Origin of the sequence: Roseibium sp. HPY-6, assembly GCF_040530035.1 — a bacterium.
Lineage (GTDB): Bacteria > Pseudomonadota > Alphaproteobacteria > Rhizobiales > Stappiaceae > Roseibium.
Map to the genome: position 1 here is coordinate 1 of NZ_JBEWCD010000005.1, position 16,945 is coordinate 16,945.

14 protein-coding genes are annotated in these 16,945 nt (G+C 57.8%); 5 read left to right on the forward strand and 9 right to left on the reverse strand.

The window, feature by feature from the left end; genetic code table 11:
* Positions 1-202: 202 nt before the first annotated feature.
* The 6 genes from ABVF61_RS31560 to ABVF61_RS31585 form a co-directional block, all read right to left on the reverse strand.
* Positions 203-1,102, reverse strand: coding sequence for a carbohydrate kinase family protein (locus tag ABVF61_RS31560; protein ID WP_353997593.1), 900 nt, complete (start codon positions 1,100-1,102; stop codon positions 203-205).
* Positions 1,102-2,160 (reverse strand): ABC transporter ATP-binding protein, encoded by a 1,059-nt coding sequence (locus ABVF61_RS31565; RefSeq protein WP_353997594.1) that lies wholly within the window; start codon positions 2,158-2,160, stop codon positions 1,102-1,104. Before ABVF61_RS31565 ends, ABVF61_RS31560 begins: the two co-directional genes overlap by 1 nt.
* Positions 2,160-3,662, reverse strand: a complete 1,503-nt coding sequence (gene argH, locus ABVF61_RS31570) for an argininosuccinate lyase (protein WP_353997595.1) — start codon at positions 3,660-3,662, stop codon at positions 2,160-2,162. Before argH ends, ABVF61_RS31565 begins: the two co-directional genes overlap by 1 nt.
* Positions 3,659-4,462, reverse strand: a complete 804-nt coding sequence (locus tag ABVF61_RS31575) for a carbohydrate ABC transporter permease (RefSeq protein ID WP_353997697.1) — start codon at positions 4,460-4,462, stop codon at positions 3,659-3,661. Before ABVF61_RS31575 ends, argH begins: the two co-directional genes overlap by 4 nt.
* Before the next feature lie 92 nt (positions 4,463-4,554).
* A complete protein-coding gene (locus ABVF61_RS31580; protein ID WP_353997596.1) occupies positions 4,555-5,457 on the reverse strand; it encodes a carbohydrate ABC transporter permease in 903 nt (300 codons plus the stop codon).
* 78 nt (positions 5,458-5,535) lie between these two features.
* On the reverse strand, positions 5,536-6,789 hold the full coding sequence (locus tag ABVF61_RS31585; RefSeq protein ID WP_353997597.1) for an extracellular solute-binding protein: 1,254 nt from the start codon (positions 6,787-6,789) through the stop codon (positions 5,536-5,538).
* A 125-nt stretch (positions 6,790-6,914) separates the two neighbouring features.
* Between ABVF61_RS31585 and ABVF61_RS31590 the strand changes: the two genes are divergently transcribed.
* From ABVF61_RS31590 to ABVF61_RS31600, 3 genes are read left to right on the forward strand one after another with little or no spacing between them, the layout of a single operon-like run.
* Complete coding sequence (locus ABVF61_RS31590) at positions 6,915-8,063, forward strand: ROK family transcriptional regulator (protein ID WP_353997598.1); 1,149 nt, start codon at positions 6,915-6,917, stop codon at positions 8,061-8,063.
* A 31-nt stretch (positions 8,064-8,094) separates the two neighbouring features.
* Entirely contained in the window at positions 8,095-10,428 is a 2,334-nt protein-coding gene (locus tag ABVF61_RS31595) for a PIG-L family deacetylase (protein WP_353997599.1), read from the forward strand.
* A 37-nt stretch (positions 10,429-10,465) separates the two neighbouring features.
* Positions 10,466-11,296 carry a DMT family transporter gene (locus ABVF61_RS31600; RefSeq protein WP_353997600.1) on the forward strand — a complete coding sequence of 277 codons (831 nt, stop codon included), beginning with the start codon at positions 10,466-10,468 and terminating at the stop codon, positions 11,294-11,296.
* A gap of 62 nt (positions 11,297-11,358) precedes the next feature.
* Here the strand turns inward: ABVF61_RS31600 and rbsK are convergent, their stop codons facing one another.
* From rbsK to ABVF61_RS31615, 3 genes are all read right to left on the reverse strand, one after another.
* Entirely contained in the window at positions 11,359-12,291 is a 933-nt protein-coding gene (gene rbsK / locus ABVF61_RS31605) for a ribokinase (protein ID WP_353997601.1), read from the reverse strand.
* The gene (locus ABVF61_RS31610) at positions 12,288-12,740 is read right to left on the reverse strand and encodes an RbsD/FucU family protein (protein ID WP_353997602.1); all 453 of its coding nucleotides are present in this window, start codon (positions 12,738-12,740) and stop codon (positions 12,288-12,290) included. Before ABVF61_RS31610 ends, rbsK begins: the two co-directional genes overlap by 4 nt.
* A gap of 84 nt (positions 12,741-12,824) precedes the next feature.
* Positions 12,825-13,895 carry an ABC transporter ATP-binding protein gene (locus ABVF61_RS31615; RefSeq protein ID WP_353997603.1) on the reverse strand — a complete coding sequence of 357 codons (1,071 nt, stop codon included), beginning with the start codon at positions 13,893-13,895 and terminating at the stop codon, positions 12,825-12,827.
* 263 nt (positions 13,896-14,158) lie between these two features.
* Between ABVF61_RS31615 and ABVF61_RS31620 the strand changes: the two genes are divergently transcribed.
* Together ABVF61_RS31620 and ABVF61_RS31625 are read left to right on the forward strand one after the other, a co-directional pair.
* Positions 14,159-15,772, forward strand: coding sequence for an extracellular solute-binding protein (locus tag ABVF61_RS31620; RefSeq protein WP_502950046.1), 1,614 nt, complete (start codon positions 14,159-14,161; stop codon positions 15,770-15,772).
* A 65-nt stretch (positions 15,773-15,837) separates the two neighbouring features.
* Complete coding sequence (locus ABVF61_RS31625) at positions 15,838-16,944, forward strand: carbohydrate ABC transporter permease (protein WP_353997605.1); 1,107 nt, start codon at positions 15,838-15,840, stop codon at positions 16,942-16,944.
* Position 16,945: the final 1 nt, after the last annotated feature.

The window sequence follows — 16,945 nt, forward strand, 5'->3', positions numbered from 1 at the left end:
AAGGCGCAATGGAGCAACGCGAACATAAAATCCTGCTCCCGCAACCAAATTCGACAACAGCCTCATCCCGTAAGGGGTGAGGCTGTTGTCGTATTCGGGTGGGGGATACAGATTTTAACATGACCAGGGCCCCATCAAGGAGGACAACCTCCGACACAACGGGACAAAACCCAGCGAAGTCCTGTGAATAGAATATCGGCGCCTACAAAGAAGCCTTAAGCATGGGTTCTTTTGCGAGCAATCCCAGAGTGCCGCCAATGTTTCCAACGGTTTTTGCTCCGCACTGGTTGCCGTTTTCAAGACAGGTGCCCAGAGGCTCCCCGGTCAACCAGCCGGCAAGGAATCCTCCGTTGAAGGCATCGCCGGCACCGGTTGCATCGACAACCTGGACCGGTGTTGCCGGAAGCTGCAGTCTCTGACCGTCCGAAAGAGCGGTTGCGCCCTTGGCGCCCTGTTTCAGGACCGTCAACGGTGCCACGTCGCTTTTCAGGCCGCTGGCTTTCAGGGTTTCAAACTCGATCTCGTTTGGAAGAAAGACATCGACCTGAGAGACGAGTTTGTTCAATGCAGCTCCCTGCGGCATCAATTCATCATCCCACCCGCAATCCAAAGAGATGGTCCAGCCCGCTGTCCTTGCCTGTTTCAGGAGAGCGGGCATTTCATACAGGGTCCGGATTTCTCCGATGTGCATATGCCGCACAGTTCGACACGTTGGATGCGTTGTGTCCAGCGAAGGTGCTGCTTTACCTGATTTGTTGGACAGGAACGATCGGTCGCCTTGAATGGCCATTGCGACCGTGATTTGAGGGGAAGCACCTGGAGGTGCTTGCCGGCAGAGGGACACATCCAGTCCGACTGCCTGGGCTTCCGTGAGGATTTGCGTGTCAAACGGGGTAGCTGGAAGCGTACCGGACAACGCGGTGTTCCAGCCAAGCGCGCAAAACGTTACGGCGGAGTTGAAAGCGCCGCCACCTGCGTGCAGAGACACGTTGTCTGCGAAAACCTCTGATCCGAGCGTCGGCATCCGCGGAACACCGGCAAAGACAAGATCGCAATAGATCCTGCCAATACAGACAATCTTCGGTCCCTGGGTTTCCGACATCATCGATCCAGCGCCGCTCCGCTCTGACCATCAAAGAGATGCAGTGCATCGACGGAGGCCCCGAGGCGGACTTCATCGCCGACCTGCGCATCGCTCTGGCTGGAAACCTTGGCGACGATTTCTCCTTCCGAGCTGTTTACATAAATGAGCATCTCCGACCCGAGGGGTTCACAAACGGAAATTTTGCCCGAAACCAGCGGCACGCCGTCGTCAAAAGACAAGTCGTCCGGCCTGACACCAAGCAGGATGTTCCGATCCGTTCCGGGCCGTGGACTGGCCATGATTTTCTGTCCGTTCAGGAGCCTGATCTCCTGATCGTCGGAGGTGGCCTGAAGCAGGTTCATCGATGGCGCACCGATGAATTTGGCAACAAATGTGTTGGCGGGTTTGTAAAAAACCTCCTGCGGTGTGCCCACCTGCTGAATGTGCCCGTCCTTCATGATCACAATCCGGTCTGCCAGCGTCATTGCCTCGACCTGATCATGCGTCACGAAGATGATGGTGTTTCCGACACTCTGATGCAGTTTCTTGATCTCAAGACGCATCTGGGTGCGCAATTGCGCGTCGAGATTGGACAGCGGTTCATCGAACAAAAAGACGGCCGGGTGCCGCACCATGGCGCGCCCGATCGCAACGCGTTGCCTTTGCCCGCCGGAGAGCTGAGAAGGTTTGCGGTCCAGAAGATCACTCATATCGAGGATGCGCGCGACTTCTTCGATGCGCTTGTTCTTGTCCGCCTTGCTCATGGTGGAGGTCCATAACCCAAAGGCAATGTTCCTGCGCACGGTCATGTGGGGATAGATCGCATAGTTCTGGAACACCATCGCAATGTCGCGATCCTTTGGTTCCATGTTGTTGACCATCCTGTCGCCGATCCAGACCTCGCCGGATGTGATTTCCTCAAGGCCTGCGATCATTCTGAGGCTGGTTGATTTCCCGCAGCCGGACGGCCCGACGAACACGACGAACTCTCCATCGGCAATGTCAAGATCGATACCGTGCAACACTTCGGTTTTCCCGTAAGCCTTGGTGAGTTTCTTCAAGGAGAGGTTGGCCATTAGCTTTCAAGCTCCAACAAGGCACCAAAGGTGTTCTCCAGGGTGACAGCGGCGCGTGTGTGCCGGTCGGTGCGTTGGCGGTGGCGGGCCGCCAGATCCGAGAGTTGCTCACGGTAGATCGCAAGCGCGCCTTCAAGTGCACCCGGTGCCGGACCGCCAGGGCGATCCCGGTTGGCGACGAAGGTCTCAAGAGCGACAGCCTTCTCGAAGGCGTCTTTCGACATCCCCGGTGAGCGCATTGCCATGCTGGAGAAGGCATTCTGGAAAGGGCCATAGCCATCTGCGAGGACGGTACCGTCCGACAGCACGGCCCTGGCCGTTGCTGCCGCGATTTCATGTGCCAGGCGAAACGTCAATCCTTCCGTCCGGACAAGCGTGTCTGCCAGTTCGGTGATGGTTACACAGGCCGCATCCGCGTTGTGCTGTACCCGATCGGCATTGATGCGGCATGCGGGGAGAAAGGCCGTCATCAATTTGAGGACCCGTCCGGCACTGTCAAATACGGCATAGCCTGCCTGCTGAACTTCGCCCTCGCTGTCGTTCATGTCGGTAAAGGGCGTGTTGCGCATCGTATCGACCAGCATGTCGCACCGGCCCACCGTTACGGCGGCAAGGTGGCGCATATGCTCAATCGGGACCGGATTGCGTTTCTGGGGCATGATCGAGGAGATCTGAACAAACGCGTTCGGCACATAAAGCTGTCCGACTTCGAAGGATGACCAGAACGCGAGATCCTGTATCAATCGTCCCAGGTGGACGAAAATCAGCTTGATCGCGGAATAGAGCCCGGTGATGTAATCGACCGAGGCTATGCAGCCATAGGAATTGAGTAGAGGTTCCTGAAACCCGAGCAACTCCGAAACCCTCGCGCGGTCGATCGGAAATCCTGTCGTCGTAATGGCGGCAGCGCCCATTGGGCAATGTTCCAGGCCATCAGCCGCCATGTTCAAGCGGTCCAGATCGCGCAGCAGCACCTCAAGCGCGGCGCAAAGATAATGGCCGAATGTGGTTGGCTGCGCAGGTTGACCGTGCGTGTAGGCGACTACAAGCGTTTCCTTTTCTGCTTCGGCCTTTTCCAGAACAGCATGAGCGAGTGCCATCGTCTCCTGCCACAAAACATCCGTTCTGGCGCGCAGTGCGAGCTTGAAAAGGGTGTGATCCATGTCGTTACGGGAACGGGCGGTATGTAGCATGCCGCCAAGGTCGCCAAGCTTTTGCCTCAACTCAGCTTCGACAAAGAAAAAGTAGTCTTCGTACTCGCCGGTATAGGTCAGACTCGCGACATCGGTGTCACGGTCGATCTGTTGGAGGGCCTGAGCCAGTTTGCACGCATCTTCTGCCGTCAGAATGCCGGTCTCTGAAAGCATGACCAGATGCGCCGCGTTTATGGCCGCCATGTGCCCGGCATAGTGCGCCTTCACGCCTTCGAACAGCTGGGAAAGAACCGTTTCCCTGTAGACAGGATCGGGAAACCTGGAGGTATCGTCGGAAAATCCACTCATCCCTTCAACCCCGCCATGACAACGCCCCGGATGATGAAGCGCTGGAAAATCAGAAAGACGATCAGTGTCGGCAGGGTTGAGATTGCTGCGCCCGTTGCAATCAGCTCCCAGGCAACGTCGACTTCATCGCCGAAACTCGAAAGACCGACCGGGACCGTGTACATCTCGACCGAATTGGTGACAATGAGAGGCCACAGGAACGCGGTCCAGTTGCCGAGAAAAACAAAGATGGCAAGTGCGGCCAGTGCCGGTTTGACCAGTGGCATCGCCACTTTCCACCAGATCTGAAACTCGTTCAAACCGTCAATGCGGGCTGCCTCGAGAAAATCGTCCGGCACGCTTTCAAAGAACTGTTTCATCAAGAAGGTGCCGAAGGCAGTCATGAGTCCGGGAAACATGATGCCCCAGTAGCTGTCCAGCCAGCCGAACGCCTGGCTCATCATGTACCACGGGATGACCAGCATCTCCGTCGGGATCATCAGCGTCGACAGGATGGCGATGAAGACGATGTATCTGCCGGGAAAGCGGAACTTGCACAGCGTGTAGCCCACAAGGCTGTCGAAGAACAGGTTACAGACCGTCGTGATCAGCGCGATGATGATGGAATTCAGGAACCACAGGTAAAACCGGCCGTCTTCCAGCACATAGGTGTAGTTTTCCAGGTGCGGTTCGTCCGGGATCAGTTTCACATTGTAGACTTCGTGCGGCCATTTGAGGGACGTTGAAATCATGTAGGCGATGGGGGCGACCATCAGAAGTCCGCCCAGAAACAGGATGAGCCAGCGAATGACCTGCCCCATATTGGCCTGCTTGGGTGTGCGGCCTGCAAACACGGTGTCGGACGTTGCTTTGAGCGGGGCTGCCGGGTCACCGACCCTTTCGGAAACGATGCTCATTTCGTCGCATCTCCCCTGAGAAGCCAAAGCTGCAACAGGCTGACCACAAGCAGGATCGTGAACAGAACGACCGTCTGGGCTGCGGCGTAGCCCATGTCGAAATCTCTGAAAGCCGTCTCGTAGATCATCAGCACCAACGGTTTGGTGGAGTTCAATGGTCCGCCCGGATTGTTGGTCGTCATGTTGAAGACATGATCAAAGATCCGCAGGAAGCCGATGGACGAAAACACCACGATGAAAACAATGGTCGGCTTGAGAAGGGGCAGAGTGATCCGGGTCAAAACCGTCCACCATCCCACGCCATCGATTTTTGCAGCCTCGTAGTAGGTAACCGGAATGGCGCGGAGCCCGGCCATGAAAATGATCACCTGAAAGCCGAGCCCGGCCCAGACGGCCGGGGCCAGAATGGACGGCAGCGCATTGGTGGTCGAGTTCAGAAATTCGATCTGGGGGATGCCCATGGAAGCCAGGAAATTGTTGAAGAGCCCGACAGGAACCGGCTGGTAGAACCACCGCCAGATCCATGCCATCGCAACGGCTGATGTCATGAACGGCAGGAAATAAAGCATGCGCAGGAAGCCGTGCATGAAACGCGTCTTGTCGAGATGGTAGGCAATCACGAAACTGATCACCAGCGAAATGGGCGTCCCGATGATCAGATACGCGAAAGTGTTTCGGAAGACCTTCCAGAAAACAGGATCGTTCCAGAGTTTCTCGTAGTTTTCGAGCCCGGTCCATGCGCGCGTGCCAAGCAGATTCCATTCCTGAAATGAGGTCACAAAGGCGGACCCAGTGGGATAGAACCGGATGACGACATAAAAGACGACCGGTACGGCCAGGAAGGCCCATGCCCAGACAATCTGTTTTTGGCGTATCGAAAGATTTTTGTAACCGGGCATTCAGGACCGCAATTTCGATCTGAGTTCCGCAAACCGGCCTGATTGGCCGGTCTGCGGGCTAAGCCAACAAGGCCTGCGTCACTTGTAATAGTCGTCGAGGATTTTCTGTTCTTCGGAGGCAGCTGCTGCCAGGCTTTCGGCCGGGTCCTGTCCTTCGATGTCGATGCGGCCGACCATATCCACCATTGCCTGCCGCTGAGCGGATTCATTGGCGAATTTGGTGGTATTGGCATAGGCCAGTCCCTTTATGAACGGGCCATAGGTTTCGTGCGTCGCGTTCGCGTCGATCATTCCGACAGACGGTTTGGCGGGCAATTCGCCGACAATATCCAGCCAGACCTGCATCGCTTCGTCGGATGTCAGATAGTCCAGGAACTTCACCGCAGCGTCGTATTTTTCACCGGTTGCCTTGGTGGTGATGCCGTTCACCCAGTAGGATGAATAGTTTGATTTCGTTCCGTCCGGACCTGCCGGCAATTCCGCGACAGCCCATTTGAGCCCTCGGACCTTGTTCAGCGAGCCGATGCGGAATGATCCGTCTATATGCATTCCGGCCCGGTTGCCCTTGAAGGCCGCCTGCGGCTCGTCCATGAAGCCGGATTTCGTGACCTTGTGATCCTTTTCCAAGCCAACGTAGAAATTTAGGGCCGCGAGACCGGCGTCATCGGTGTAATTGACTGTCTTGTAGTCATCCTTGTATGGCTCGCCGCCAAACTGCCGGACGAGCACTTCGCGCCACCAATGGTGATCCTGCGCCGTCATGCCGGTGGTGATGCCCACCTGGGTGATGTTTCCAGCGCCATCGACCTTGGTGAGTTTCTTGGCTGTTTCGACAAGTTCGTCGAGGGTTGCCGGGGGAGCCTCGATGCCGGCCTCGTCAAACAGGCGGGTGTTGTAAAAGAGCGCGAGCGAGCGCACGGCGGTCGGCAGCGCGTAATAGGCATCGTCGCGCTTCATGGCCTGAACCATCGGGAAAAATTCTTCGTCGATGCGGGCCGGGTCGAAAACATCTGTTGGCAAAGGTTGAATGAGATCGGCTTCGATATAGTCATTCAGCCAGCCATAGAACAGCTGGACCACGTCTGGTCCTTCGCCGGCCGGTATCGCAGCAGCCACTTTCGTGCGGTAATCGGCGTAGGGGAAGTGGGTCATCTTCACCGTGATGTCCGGGTTAGCCGCCTCGAACTTCTCAATCAGTTGTTCCATGGCATCGACGCGCGCGTCGAAAAAATACTGCCAATACTCGATTTCGACAGCCATCGCTGAGCTGCCTATCAGGGACGCAAGCGCGGTCATGCCGCCGAGCGCCGTGCGCCTTAGAAGTTTGAACATTTTGCTGCTCCCGTTTGGGCGGATGAGTACTTCGCTCTGGAAAAACGGTCTTTTGCCGCCTGAACTCATGACGATTAAGTCAAATAAATTGAATTGTCAATTTTCTTGAGTTAATACTGGCGGCCATGAATATCAGCTCACAATTTACGGGGTCGAATCCTCTGCGCAGCCGCAACCGGAACCGGCAGGCCGTGCTGGGGCATATCCGCTCCGCGGGGACAATGGGGCGCGCGGAAATCGGCCGGTCCTTGGGGCTTAGCACCCAGGCCGTGTCCAACATCATCGCCGACCTGCTGGAAGAAGGCTGGATTCTTGAAAAGGGCGCGCGCACGCTCGGGCGAGGTCTTCCAGCCGTTCAATATGGTCTCAATCCGAAGGGCGGCTATGCATTCGGCGTGGAGATCCGCCCGGACGCTGTCTTCACCGCGCTGCTCGATCTTTTTGGCACGCCTGTCAAAACAGAGCGGACAAAGCTGTCGAACACCATGCCGGACACCGTGGCCAGTACAGTGCTCGATTTGCGCAAGTCGCAACTCAAAGCTGCCTCGGTTCGTGAAAAGAGATTGCTTGGCACCGGAATTGTTATGCCCGGCCCCTTCGGCAAAACCGGTCTGTCCGGCAGGAGCACCGATCTGAAGGGCTGGGAAGTCACGGATGCCCGGGCATTGTTCGAGAGTGTGCTTGGTGCACCGGTGGAACTCTCCAACGACGCCAATGCCGCGGCCCTTTCTGAAAGCCTGAACGGCGTTGCCCAGGGTATTCGATCCTTCGCTTACATCTATTTCGGTCGAGGTGTCGGTCTCGGCATCGTCAATGACAGACGCCTGGTGACCGGCGCATTCGGAAATGCAGGCGAGGTTGGTCAGATCCCGGTTGCCGGTGAGGGAGGCCTTGTACCGCTGGAAAGCCTGCTCAGCCGAGACTCCCTTCAATCTCGCATTGGTGGTGAAAAGGCACTTGGCCTGGAAGAGCTTGCCGCTCTTTTCGATGGGGGTGATCCCAAATTGAGCCGCTGGCTTGAGAGCGCTGCCGGCGCATTGGGGCAGGCCGTGCCGATCCTGGAAAATCTGCTGGATCCTCAAACGATCATTCTGGGCGGAGCCATGCCGCCCCAGTTGGTCGACCATCTGGTTGATCGCTGCCAGCTTCCTGCGGCATCGGTCTCCAGCCGGGAGGATAACCCGCTCCCCAGGCTGCAACGCGGCACATGCGGACGGCTTGCAGCCACCGTCGGAGCTGCTTCGTTGATTTTGCACCGGGCGCTCACGCCCTAACCTGTTTCCTGACGTCTCCGGATCTGATGACATGCCCCTGACAGCCCCACAACGCATCGCGCGCGAAGCTGGACGACCCTTCCTTGTTGAATTGTGGCGAGCGCTGATGCCGTTGCGCTCGACAGTTTCCTTCATGAACACCGGTGCCCATCCGGATGATGAGATCTCGGACCTGCTGGCTAAGCTCAGCCTGGGTGATGGCCTGGACGTCTCCTACGCCTGTTCCACACGCGGAGAAGGCGGTCAAAACGATATTGGCCGGGAGGCGACGCAGGCTCTTGGCGTTCTGAGAACCGCAGAAATGGAACAGGCAGCTCTGAGGCTCGGGATGCGCCTTTACTGGCTGTCTGAGAGCCCGCAGGACAGTGTCTTTGACTTCGGTTTTTCCAAGTCAGGTCAGGAAACGCTGAAAAAATGGGGGCGCGCACGTACGCTCAAAAGGTTTGTCGACATTTTGCGCAGCGAACGGCCGGACATTGTCTGCACGACCTTTCTGGACGTTCCCGGTCAGCACGGACATCACCGTGCGATGACCGAGGCTGCGGAAGAGGCGATCGGGCTGGCTGCAGATCCTGCTTATGTTGAGAGCGCTCTGCCGGTTTGGTCGGTGTCCAAGTTCTATCTTCCGGCGTGGTCCGGTGCGGGGCAGGCCTATGATGACGATCTTCCGCCGCCTCCGGCAACGATTACAGTCTCCGGAAAGGGCTTTGATCCGGCGACGGGACAGTCCTTTCAGCGGCTCGGTCAATGGAGCCGTGCCTGCCACCTGACGCAGGCCATGGGACGTTGGGTCCCGCACGGAACAGAAGCAGACTGGCCGCTACACCTCAAACTGACAAACATCGGCGGAGCTGAAACGTCGTTGATCTCCGGACTTCCGGAATCGCTTGCAGATCTTGGGGGCGGCGATGCTTTGAGGGCGGCTGACCAGGAGATCGCCGCGGCTGTCGAGGCGTTTGGCGATGGCGCCAGCGTGCTCGGCCACGCAACCGCTGCCTTGAAGCTTGTTCGGGAAGGCGCCGAAACGGTGGACCCGCGCTACGCTCACAAGATTGCGCGCAAAGAAACGCAGCTTGCAAATCTGATCCGGATTGCAGCCAGGATCGACTGCCGTGCGTGGCTGGACCGAGATATTTTGCAGCCCGATGATACGGTCGGCATGACGGTAGAACTTCACAAGGGTCTTGCCGACAGCGCTGATGCTGATCCGGTTCTTCCCGAGGGCTGGGAAAAGACGCCCGGCGGACTGAAGACACGCGCGGCGGCACCGAGCAATCCCTATCCCGACCGGTTCTTGCCCGATGAACCCGAAGCGCCTTTTCTGTCGGTTGATGTATCTGTGAACGGCGTGACGAGCACGTCGCGCATTCCTTTCGAGGTGCCTCCGCAGATCCGTCCGGCGGTTTGCGCCGATTTGTCTCCCTCAACGGCGGTTGTCAATCTCAGCAGCAGCAGGCGCAGCTTGCATCTCGGAATTTCCTCCGTCCAGCCGGAGGGCAGTGTTGCTTCGCTGCATGTTCCGGAAGGATGGGATGTCTCGCAGACAGAGGATGGGTTCGTCGTATCGCTTCCGCGTGATGTACCGGAAGGCCTCTACAAGATCGGCGTTCGCGTGGACGGTCGGGAGGCGCGCTCGGTGCAGACTGTTTCCTATCCGCATACTGCTCCGCGGCATCTGAGTGCACCGGCCGAGGTGGCGGTGCTGGCCGTTGAGGCCGGGCCGACCGTCGGAAACATTGGCTATATCGGCGCGGGGAACGACCGCGTCGAGCACTGGCTCGACGCGCTCGGCTTTTCCGTTACGACGCTTTCTCCCGAAGACCTGACCAACGAAACGGTGCTGGAACGTCTCCAAACGATCGTTATCGGCATTTTTGCCATGCGCTTTCAGGAGAGCCTCAAAGAAGCAATGCCTGCGCTTCATCGCTGGGTCCAGCGAGGCGGAACGCTTCTGACGCTTTACCATCGTCCCTGGGACAACTGGGATCCGGATACCGTGCCGCCGGCGCGACTGGAGATTGGACAGCCTTCGTTGCGCTGGCGGGTGACCGACGAAAACGCCGCTGTTTCGTATCTTGAAGATAATTACCCCGTTTTGACCGTGCCGAACATGATCGGGCCTGATGACTGGAAGGGGTGGCACAAGGAGCGTGGTCTTTATTTCGCCAAGAGCTGGGACCCGGCTTATCGTCCGCTGCTTCAGATGGCAGACCCGGACGAAGCGCCCCATCAGGGGGCGTTGCTCACCGGCGATTTCGGCGAGGGCCGCCACATCCACTGTGCCCTGATCCTGCACCACCAGATGGAAAAGCTTGTGCCGGGGGCTTTCCGGCTCATGGTCAACCTGGTCACACCGCGATCCTGATCAGGTGGAGGAAACTTCGGCCACGACGAAAAACACGATGTCCGGCGGTGCCTGGCTGCTCGCCGACATGGGCCTGATCCTGTGTGCCCAGAGCATCGTGAAACATCTGGGTCTTGAATATTCGTCCGGCCAGCTCGTCTTTTTTCGGGCGTTGACCGGACTGGTCGTGATGCTTCCCTGGATCCTTGTCTCCGTGGACCTTTTCCGCCGTGTCGACCGGCTGCCGCTGCATCTTGTGCGCGTTGCAGCTTCGACCATCGCGTTGACGGCTGGTTTCTATGCGATTGCGCGCTTGCCGTTGGCCTTGATCACCGTCGTGAATTTCACGCGGCCGATCCTGACCATGGTGATGGCCGTTGTGATCTTGCGGGAAATGATCGGACCGCGCCGCTGGATCGCCGCGGCAATTGCCTTTGCGGGGGTTGTCGTTGCGGTTTCTCCCGGTTCGGTGGCCTTTTCCTGGGCGTTGCTGGCTCTTCTGTGCGCTGCCTTTTTCGGAACGGGCGCCATCATCATCACGCGGCTTCTCAACGATGTGCCAACAGTCGTCATGATGACTTTCTACACGGCGGGATTGACGCTCCTGGTTTTGCCGCTGGCGCTTCGGAGCTGGACCCCGGTCACTCTGGCCGACATGGCCCCGCTGCTCGCCATCGGTATCTGTGCGCAAGTTGCACAATTGTGCTTTCTCAAGGCGCACCGTCTGGCATCAGCCGGGTTTCTCTCCGTCCTCAGTTATCTCAGCCTGCCCCTTTCGGCGAGCGTTGGATACTTCGTCTTTGGGGAGGTTCTGTCATTCGAGTTTCTGGCAGGGGCTGCATTGATCATGGCGTCAGCCTTGTGGACCGTGCGCCGACAATTGTCTTAGCGCCGTTTCGTCGCGATCTGAGAGACCGACCCGCAGGACGCAAGCCGGTGATTGGAAGATCGCTAATCACCGGAATGCTTCTGCAACAACGCTTCTATTTCCGTTCGGGCCGGCATTGATGGGGCCGTGCCTTGCCGCGTCACGGAAATGGACGCCGTTGCCGTCGCGAAGCGGATGGCCTCCAATGGCGGCATGCCCTGCGCCAGGCCTGCCGCGAAGCCGCCGTTGAACGCGTCGCCAGCACCAGTGGTCTCCATGACGGGTCCTGCAGACATGGCCGGAACGTGTGTTGCCTCAGCGCCATCGTGAAACAAAGACCCGTTTTCGCCGAGTGTAACGATCGCAGCTGTTGCGCCGCGGTTGATCAGCTCTTCGGCAGCTTTCGTGGCGTCTTCAACGGTCTTTACGCTCATCCCGGTAATGGCTTCGGTCTCGGACTCGTTTGGCGTGACATAGTCGCAAAGGCCGAGTAGGGACGCCGGCAATTCGGCGGCTGGGGCAGGATTCAGGATGGTTGTTACTCCGGCCTGTTTTGCAATCCTCAAGGCATATTCTGCCGTCGCCAGCGGTTGCTCGAGTTGTGTCAAAAATACCTTGCTGTTTTCGATCGCCTCCTGTTGGGCATCAATATCACTCGGTCCCAGGCGGGCCGCGACACCGGGACAGACAATGATGGCGTTGTCACCTGTGCTGTCGTCGACAAAGATATACGCCGCCCCGGTGTAGCTGTCCGCATGCTGGGAGGCCAGCGATGTCACCCCGGCCTTCGACCATGTTGCAAGCGCCATATCCGCGAATGGGTCCATCCCAAGCCGGGTCAGCATGCCAACGCTTGCGCCGGCCATGCCGGCCGCAACCGCCTGGTTGGAGCCCTTTCCACCCGGTCCCAGTGCGAAGGATTCTCCCAAGATGGTCTCGCCCATTTTGGGCTGCCGCGATGCACGATAGGCGGTGTCCGCCACAAAGACACCCAGAACGACAATGTCGAAACTCATTGGTCCGGTCCTATCACGCCTTTGCGCAACACGAAGCATCCATAAAAACGCCTCTCACCCGTCTGGATAACGGCATAGCTTTGCCGTGCCAGATCATAAAATGCGAACCGCTCAACACCGAGCATGGGGCGGGAACCACCCTCGGCCGTGTCGATCTTTTCCTGAACTTCGCTCTGAACGTCCGGGATTTCATCCGGTGCGCCGACAATTTCCATGCGCATCGCGAAATCGTCGACGAAGGTATCCAGCGGGAGAACGGACAGGATCGCTTCGATAGCTTCGGCGGCACTGAGATTTTCCATCCGCAACAGGGAACCGTAGACCGTGTTTCTGGCAACGCTGTCCGATGGGAAATTCGTATCGGAAATGACGATGGCATCTCCATGACCCATCGCCCGCAAACAATGCAACACATCCGCGTTCAGTCTTGGATCAATCCCTTTCAGCATTTTTGGCTCCTCTCTGCAGCTACCGATCTACGCGGCTTCACCGATCAAGTCTGAACTATCGTCAGGTCTGGAGTCGACCTGTCCTCACAGTTCAATCCGCAATCCGTCATCGGCCCCGAACAGGTGGAAGTGGTTCGGGTCGATCCCCAGATGGACCTGATCACCCGTTGCCAGGGCATGCCGTTCCCGGAAAACCGCCGTCATTTCCCCTGCACCGAACTGGAACACGACATGGATTTCCGGACCGGTCGGCTCGACAACCCTTACGGTCGCCGGCAGACCGGTCTCCGACAATTGCAAATGCTCCGGGCGCACACCCAGTCTTACCGGGCGGCCGGGTTCCAGTTCACTGAATCCGGGCAAATCGAGTAATGTCCCGCCCACGGAAATCTGGAAGCTGCCTGCATCAGACTTTTCAATTTTTCCATCAAGGAGGTTCATCGCAGGGGACCCGATGAAACTGGCGACAAAACTGTTTTTGGGCCGGTCGTACAAATCAAGCGGACTTCCGATCTGCTCGACATTGCCGCCGTTCAAGACCACGATCTTGTCAGCCATCGTCATGGCTTCTATCTGGTCATGGGTGACATAGATGGTGGTTGTCTGCAAACGCTGATGAAGTTCACGGATTTCCGTGCGCATTTGCACGCGAAGCTTGGCGTCCAGGTTCGACAGCGGTTCGTCAAACAAAAAGACCTGCGGATCGCGTACGATCGCACGGCCCATTGCGACCCGCTGGCGCTGTCCTCCCGACAATGCGCGCGGATAGCGCCCGAGATAGGGCGTAAGGCCAAGGATTTCCGCAGCATCCGCCACGCGTTTCTTGATAGCCGTCTTGTCCATCTTTTTCAGCTTCAGCGAAAATCCCATATTCGCCTCGACCGTCTTGTGCGGATAGAGCGCGTAGGACTGAAACACCATCGCAATGTCGCGCTGGTTGGGAGGCAGATTATTGACCCGGCGCTCCCCGATATGAATGTCGCCTGATGTGATTTCTTCCAGTCCGGCGATCATGCGCAGGAGCGTCGATTTTCCGCACCCTGAAGGTCCCACCAGGACTACGAATTCGCCATCCGTGATATCGACGTCGATACCGTGAATAACTTCGATATCACCATAACTCTTGCGTACTTGCTTGACAGCGACTTCAGCCATTGAGCCTCACAAAGCCGATCCTACCCCATTCACCGGGTAGCTTATTGTCATGAATTTGTCCACCTCTGACCCGACTAACATGTTAGCTACTTGACACAACGTCAGCTTATTGGGACGGTACGAATTGAGCGTTTGCTCCGCTTGGAAAAAGCCTGCCGCTCTGGAGGAGAGATGCCCGGTGGAATGGGTGTCTTTGAAGCGCCAGGCCATAATGAAGTGTTAAGGGAGGAAGTGACGTGAAAGTTAGCGATTACAACACGATAATGCATCGTCAACTGAGCCGGCGCGGTTTGCTCAAGGGGGCCGCGAGCGTTGGCGCCATTGCTGCAGTCAGCTCAATGACAACCGCTGTTCCTTTCAGCGCAGCCCATGCCCAGTCGGATCTTAGGGCGCAAATCCTGAAGATCCCCGGTGTCGGTCAAGGGTCGCCAACGGATGCGGACTGGCAGAAAGTCGGCGAGATGTGCCTGGGACCGACAAAAGAGCGCGTCGCCGAAGGCGAGTTTGAAGGTGTTGAGCTGACATTCATGGGCCTCAACAACCAGAACCTCCACAATTTCCTCTTCCGGGGGTTCCTGAAACCATGGGAAGCCTATACCGGCGCGAAGATCAACTGGGTTGACCTGGCACAGGCAGATTATAATCCACGCCTGCAGCAGGCCATCGCAACCGGGACCGTCGACTTCGACATAATCGAGATGGGCGCACCGTTCGAAGGTGACACGGCCGGAAAAGGTCTCCTCGACGAAATGCCGGACTGGGTCGAAGAGCAGATCGATGCGGAAGATCTCGTGAGTTATCTCAAGCCGCCGGTCGGGACATGGGATGGCAAGAAATACCGCGTCACTATTGATGGCGACTGCCATACATTCGCGTACCGGACGGACTACTTCGGCGACGGAGCCATCGGTGGCGCGTCGGTTCCAAAAACCTGGCAGGATGTCAACGCCGCCTCCAAGGCCCTGATCGGCAAGGAAGACCCGCTGACCGGACTGCCCGCTCACGGCTACCTCGATCCGCTGAAAGGCTGGGGCGGCTTCGGCTTCTACTTCCTTGAAAACCGCGCTGCGGCCTATGCCAAGCATCCGGATGATCCTGCCTGGCTGTTCGATCCGGACACCATGAAGCCGCGCGTCAACAACCCGGCCTGGGTACAGGCGATCCAGGACGTTCTTGACCTGATTGAGGCCGGTGCTTACCCGGCGGACCAGATCAACGCGGATCCGGGAACGACCGGCTTCCAGCAATTCCTTGCAGGAACGGGTTCCATGTTGATGTGGTGGGGCGATATCGGCTCCAGCGCACGCACATCCGACACGTCCGTTGTCGGCGATGTGGTCGGTTTCGGGATCAATCCGGGCTCCGACCGCGTTTACAACAGCAAGTCGGGCGCATGGGAAGACACCTACAACGAAGCGCCGAACATGGCCTATCTCGGCTGGGGCATCTATGTGACCAAGCGGGTTTCGGGCGACGAGAAGAAGCGCAAGGCAGCCTGGAGTGCGGCAGCCCATCTCGGCGGCAAGGATATCAGCCTTTGGATGTCGGCCTATCCGTCCGGTTTCCAGCCGTACCGCAATTCCCACTTCCAGTTTGATGAGTGGGAAGCTGCCGGTTACGACCGTGCCTATATTGAAGACTATCTGGGCTCGAACGCCGACAGCTACAATCATCCGAACGCAGCCATCGAGCCCCGCATCCCGGGCATCTTCCAATATTATTCGGTGGCAGAGGACGAACTCGCCAAAGGATATGCCGGCCAATATGGATCGGCTCAGGAAATCGGCGATGCAATTGCGGCCGCCTGGGAGAAGATTACCGACCAGATCGGCCGGGACAACCAGATCAAGCTTTACAAGGCATCTCTGGGACTTTGATGTGAACGTGCGGGCAGGCGCCTTGTGCCTGTCCGCAAACCTGATGAAGGCGGGGCAAGACAGGAATGAGTTCCGAAGGCGATCGGCTGCATGTTGTTACCGCCGACGATATCTCCGAACAGCGCAAGCGTTTTGGAAAGCTCCTGGTCTGGGGATCAGCGGGCCTGTTGGCGCTCATCGCAATTTTGCAGACCGCTGATCAGAACGGCTGGCTTGAGCTTGGGTTCACGAGTTGGCGGCCGACCCTTTATGCATACATCTTCTGGGGCATTTGCCTGTGCGCGTCGCAGGTAATCACGCGCGGTGAGCATGGCAAGCGGACGCTTTTTGTGCTGCCGGCCACCTTGTTCGTGGTCTCGATGGTCGTTTTTCCGCTTCTGTTCGGGCTGGTCATCGCCTTTTCCGACTGGAACCTCGCTTCACCTGACGGACGCAAGTTCAACGGCATCGATAATCTTCGGCAGATGTGGAACGACCCGTTCTACTGGAACGCGCTGCGCAACATGGTCTGGTACACCCTCGCGATCATCGTGGAATACGCCATCGCGTTCGGTCTCGCCCTGCTGCTGAACGCGGAAATAAGGGCGCGCAAATTCTTTCGGGTGGCTTTTCTGCTGCCGCTTATGCTGTCGCCGGTCGCAGTGTCCTGGATGATCGGCAAGTCGATGCTGGAAAACCGGTTCGGGCCGGTGGCCAGATTGTTGCGGGAGCTGGGAGTGGACAATCCCTCGTTCTTCTCTTCTCCTGAAATCGCGCAGCTGATGATCATGCTGATGGACGCCTGGACGTATATTCCGTTCATGATGATCATGATCCTGGCGGGCCTGCAGGCGATCCCAAGAGAGCTTAACGAAGCCGCACGCGTTGACGGTGCGGGTCCGTGGACCCAGTTCTGGGAGGTTACCTTCCCGCTCATGCTGCCGGTTTCCATCACCGCAATCCTGATCCGGATCATTTTCAAACTGAAGCTGGCAGACATCATCATCAACGTCACGTCCGGAGGCCCTGGCGGGGCTACGGACAGCGTGACCAGCTTTATATTCCGGGAATATCGCGACAGGTCCAACGTCGGCTACGGAACCCTTCTTGCCATTGTCTATCTGGTCATCATCGTCATCGCCATGACCCTTTTGATCAAGGCGGCGGACCGTTGGATGCGCCCGAGGTACTGAG